Genomic DNA, 4,405 nt, shown 5'->3' with positions numbered 1-4,405 from the left:
GGGGGGGGGGGGCCGCCGCCCCGCGGGTGGGGGGGGCCGGGGGTGTGTGGGGCGGGCCCCCCGCGGCGGGGCGCGGCCCCCCCCCCCGCGGGGGGGGCGGGCGGGCTTCCGCGCGTCGTCAGCGCAGGAGTAGCTGGACGATGGCGGCCGTGCCGACGATGACGATCACGGTCCGCAGCGCCACGGGCGAGAGTCTCCGTCCGACTCTGGCACCGATCTGGCCGCCGATGGTGGAGCCGACCGCGATCAGCAGGACGGCGGTCCAGTCGATCTCGGCGACGAAGACGAAGAAGAGTGCGGCGACGCTGTTGACGATCGCGGCGAGGACGTTCTTGACAGCGTTGAGGCGCTGGAGAGTGTCGTCCAGCAGGATGCCCATCAGGGACAGATAGATGACTCCCTGGGCGGCGGTGAAGTAGCCGCCGTAGACGCTGGCGAGCATCAGGGCGACGCGGAGGAGCGGGCCTCCGTCGGGGTGCGGCCGGGCGGTGGTGTCCCGTTCCCTGCGGCGCTGGACTGCCGCGGAGATGCGGGGCTGGAGGATCACCAGGACGAGGGCGAGTGCGACCAGGACGGGCACGATGGTCTCGAAGGCGGTGGAGGGCAGCAGGAGGAGCAGCATCGCTCCGCCGAGCCCGCCGATGAGTGAGGCGAGTCCGAGGCGCAGGACGCGGCGGCGCTGTCCGGTGAGTTCCTTCCGGTAGCCGACGGCTCCGCTGATCGATCCTGGTATCAGTCCGATGGCATTCGAGACGGTCGCGGTGACGGGGGGCAGTCCGGTGGCCAGCAGGACCGGGAACGTGATGAGCGTTCCCGAGCCGACGATCGTGTTGATCGTGCCTGCTGCCGTACCGGCGGCGAAGACCGCGAGTACTTCCCAGATGGACAAAGCCATCTCCTTACATGATCAGGTGTCGCCTCCCCGCCATGAAGGTCGAGGGGCCGCACCGATCATGCCCGACTGCCCGGGTGCGTCAGTCGATCGGGGGTTGCTCGCGTCGCTCGGTGCCGCTCTGCGGCGGGATGTTGCCGCTGCCTCCGTTGCCGTTGTTGTGGTTTCCGGTGAGCGGGCCGCCGAAGCTGCCGATGGCGCCGGAGAGGCCCTTGAGCGCGTCGCCGATCTCGCTGGGCACGATCCAGAGCTTGTTGGCGTCGCCTTCGGCGATCTTCGGCAGCATCTGGAGGTACTGGTACGAGAGCAGCTTCTGGTCGGGGTCTCCCGCGTGGATGGACTCGAAGACGGTGCGGATCGCCTGGGCCTCGCCCTCGGCGCGCAGGGCTGCGGCCTTGGCCTCACCTTCGGCGCGCAGGATCGCCGACTGCTTCTCGCCCTCGGCGGTGAGGATCTGTGACTGGCGGATGCCTTCCGCGGTGAGGATCGCGGCGCGCTTGTCACGGTCGGCGCGCATCTGCTTCTCCATCGAGTCCTGGATGGAGGTGGGCGGTTCGATGGCCTTGAGCTCGACGCGGTTGACGCGGATGCCCCACTTGCCGGTGGCCTCGTCGAGGACGCCGCGTAGGGCCGCGTTGATCTCCTCGCGTGAGGTCAGGGTCCGCTCCAGGTCCATACCGCCGATGATGTTGCGCAGTGTGGTGACGGTGAGCTGCTCGATCGCCTGGATGTAGCTGGCGACTTCGTAGGTCGCCGCCCTGGCGTCCGTCACCTGGTAGTAGATGACCGTATCGATGTTGACGACGAGGTTGTCCTGGGTGATCACCGGCTGGGGTGGGAAGGGGACGACCTGTTCACGGAGGTCGATCCGGTTGCGGATCGAGTCGATGAACGGCACGACGATGTTCAGTCCCGCGTTGAGGGTGCGGGTGTAGCGGCCGAAGCGTTCGACAATGGCGGCACTGGCCTGCGGGATGACCTGGATCGTCTTGATCAAGGCGATGAAGACAAGCACCACCAGAATGACCAGGACGATGATGATCGATGGCATCGTGCTCCCCGTGCCCTTCGCTGCCGGATGATTCTGATGATCGAGTTTCCCAGACCGCGGGCGGTGATGGGACCCGTTCCCTCACATGACGCTGACGCGTGGTCAGATGACCACAGCGGTGGCACCGTCGATCTCGACCACGTCGACCTGCTCGCCCGGTTCGAAGGCCCGTTCCGTGTCGAGGGAGCGCGCCGACCAGATCTCCCCTGCGAGCTTGATACGGCCGCCGTCGCCGTCGACCCGTTCCAGTACGACGGCTTGACGGCCTCTCAACGCGTCTATGCCGGTGGCCAGTCGGGGTCGTTGTGAGCTGTGGCGGGCCGCTATGGGGCGTACGACCGCGATGAGCGCGACCGACACCGCGGCGAACACGCCCACTTGGGCGACCACGCCGAAGCCGAGAGCCGCGGTGACGGCACCCGCGATGGCTCCGGCGGAGAGCATGCCGAATTCGGGCATGGCGGTGAGCACGAGTGGGATGCCGAGTCCCACCGCGGCGATGAGCCACCACACCCATGCGTCGATGTCCACACAGGCATGGTAGGTCGGTGGCCGCCCCGCCGACAGGGCGCGCGGGCCCGGCTGTTGAGGCTCGGACCGGGGTTCCGGGGTCTACTGGCCGAGCGGGAGGCCCTGAGCGCTCCAGCGCTCGCCGTTGCGCTCCACGATGAGGGGCAGGCCGAAGCAGCGGGAGAGGTTGCGGGAGGTGAGTTCGGTCTCCATGGGCCCCGCGGTGACCACCTTGCCCTGGCGGATCATCATCACGTGGGTGAAGCCGGGCGCGATCTCCTCGACATGGTGGGTCACCATGATCATGGAGGGCGCCAGTGGGTCCCTGGCGAGTCGGCCGAGGCGGCGGACCAGGTCTTCCCGGCCGCCGAGGTCGAGCCCCGCGGCGGGCTCGTCCAGGAGCAGCAGTTCGGGGTCGGTCATCAGGGCGCGTGCGATGAGGGTGCGCTTGCGCTCGCCCTCGGAGAGAGTGCCGAACCTGCGGTCCAGGTAGTCCGACATGCCGAGGCGGTCGAGGAAGGCGCGGGCGCGCTGCTCGTCGACGGTGTCGTAGTCCTCGTGCCAGCTCGCGGTCATTCCGTAGGCGGCGGTGAGCACGGTCTGGAGGACGGTCTGGCGCTTGGGGAGCTTTTCGGCCATGGCGATGCCTGCCATGCCGATGCGCGGGCGGAGATCGAAGACGTCGACCTTGCCGAGGCGGTCCCCGAGGATGGTGGTGCTGCCGGTGGTGGGGAAGAGGTAACTGGAGGCGATGTTGAGCAGGGTGGTCTTGCCGGCGCCGTTGGGGCCGAGGATCACCCAGCGCTCCCCTTCCTTGACCGACCAGGAGACGTCGTCCACCAGAGCGCGTCCGTCGCGGACCACGGATACGTCCACCAGCTCCAGTACATCGCTCATGAGCGCGTTGTCTCCCCATGCAATCGTCGAGAGGTCTCGGGAGTCCGGTGTGCCTGCGGGCGTGGCTCCCAGGGAAAACCTACGCCACCAGCCGGGTCCCCCGATGGCCTGGTCCGGTACCTAGGCTGGGTCCATGCTTTCGGAACCACGCTCAGGACGACTGGCCGCTTGGGGAAATGCCCTGTTGGCCGGTTTTGTATCACCCGACGACGCGGTGCACGCGATCGTCGGGGACGACGCGGTGCATCGTGTGGAGGGGCTGCCGGACGAGCCAGGGCCGGTCGGGCTCAGCCTGGCGCTGGGGCGGCTGCGCGGGCTCGGTGTGACGGGCTTCCGGGTCGCACTGCCCGCGCCTGGGCATCCGCTGGGGCTCAGCGGGCCCCCCGCCTTCAACGCACGTGCCCTTGAGGCGGAGGAGGCCGTCGTCGGCCATGGGGCCGCGTACGGGCTGGTCCCGGACGTGCACGAGGTGGGGCCTGCCGGAGACAGGCATGTGCGGGTGGTCTGGCACTGCCTGCAGGTGCGTGATGCCCCGCCCGCGGACGTGCCGTCGCTCGGGGAGGCCGAACGCGAGCTGGCGGAGGCGATGCGGGAGGCGACGGCGGTGCTGTCGCGGCTCGATGTGGCGGGCTCGGGTCCGGTGGCCGAGGCGGCGCTGGACGCGTACCGGGCGCGGGCCGAGGCGGGTGCGGGCCGGGATGTGCTGGCGCCCGGGTATCCGCCCCGTGCGGTACGGGTGCTGGAGCTGGCGCAGCGGGTCGGGCTGCTGGTCTCGCTGGCGTACGACAACGGGCACGGCGGTGCCGTGAGCGCCTCGGAGATGGCGGCGCGGGGTGAGGCGCTGCGGCCGGTGGAGCGGGTGGCCCGGCGTGCGCAGGTCGCGGCCTACAACGCGTATGTGGAGGAGCGGGAGCGCCGCGGGGAGGCGTAGTGCCCTGACCGGCGGGGGGGGGCGGCGCCGCGGCGCGGGGCGGGGGGGGGGCGGGTGGGGGTGGGCGCCCCCCGCCCACACCCGGGGCGAGAGGGTCGGGGCGTGGGGGAGGGTGTGGGACACA

The 4,405-nt window shown here is 70.1% G+C and carries 5 protein-coding genes; 1 reads left to right on the top strand and 4 read right to left on the bottom strand.

Translation table 11 applies throughout. The features are described from left to right. Positions 1 to 118: 118 nt before the first annotated feature. The 4 genes from ACFWI9_RS29180 to ACFWI9_RS29165 all read right to left on the bottom strand — a co-directional run bounded on the left by ACFWI9_RS29180 (position 119) and on the right by ACFWI9_RS29165 (position 3,350). Entirely contained in the window at positions 119 to 889 is a 771-nt protein-coding gene (locus ACFWI9_RS29180) for a sulfite exporter TauE/SafE family protein (protein ID WP_387166669.1), read from the bottom strand. A gap of 85 nt (positions 890 to 974) precedes the next feature. Continuing rightward, a complete protein-coding gene (locus tag ACFWI9_RS29175; protein WP_387166667.1) occupies positions 975 to 1,943 on the bottom strand; it encodes an SPFH domain-containing protein in 969 nt (322 codons plus the stop codon). 102 nt (positions 1,944 to 2,045) lie between these two features. Then, positions 2,046 to 2,474 (bottom strand): NfeD family protein, encoded by a 429-nt coding sequence (locus tag ACFWI9_RS29170; protein ID WP_387166664.1) that lies wholly within the window; start codon positions 2,472 to 2,474, stop codon positions 2,046 to 2,048. An 81-nt stretch (positions 2,475 to 2,555) separates the two neighbouring features. After that, positions 2,556 to 3,350 (bottom strand): ABC transporter ATP-binding protein, encoded by a 795-nt coding sequence (locus ACFWI9_RS29165; protein ID WP_387166662.1) that lies wholly within the window; start codon positions 3,348 to 3,350, stop codon positions 2,556 to 2,558. 133 nt (positions 3,351 to 3,483) lie between these two features. On the opposite strand from ACFWI9_RS29165, the gene ACFWI9_RS29160 reads away from it, so the two are divergent. Then, positions 3,484 to 4,281, top strand: coding sequence for a hypothetical protein (locus ACFWI9_RS29160; RefSeq protein WP_387166659.1), 798 nt, complete (start codon positions 3,484 to 3,486; stop codon positions 4,279 to 4,281). The last annotated feature ends 124 nt before the right edge of the window (positions 4,282 to 4,405 follow it).

It is taken from the genome of Streptomyces sp. NPDC127084, assembly GCF_042724175.1.
GTDB lineage: Bacteria > Actinomycetota > Actinomycetes > Streptomycetales > Streptomycetaceae > Streptomyces.
Note: the sequence above shows the minus strand (reverse complement) of the source record. Positions and strands in the feature narration are given on the sequence as shown.

Excerpts from the sequence above, each read along its gene's own strand:
- ACFWI9_RS29175 (WP_387166667.1), bottom strand. The coding sequence starts at position 1,943 with ATGCCATCGATCATCATCGTCCTGGTCATTCTGGTGGTGCTTGTCTTC.
- ACFWI9_RS29165 (WP_387166662.1), bottom strand. The coding sequence starts at position 3,350 with ATGAGCGATGTACTGGAGCTGGTGGACGTATCCGTGGTCCGCGACGGA.
- ACFWI9_RS29160 (WP_387166659.1), top strand. The coding sequence starts at position 3,484 with ATGCTTTCGGAACCACGCTCAGGACGACTGGCCGCTTGGGGAAATGCC.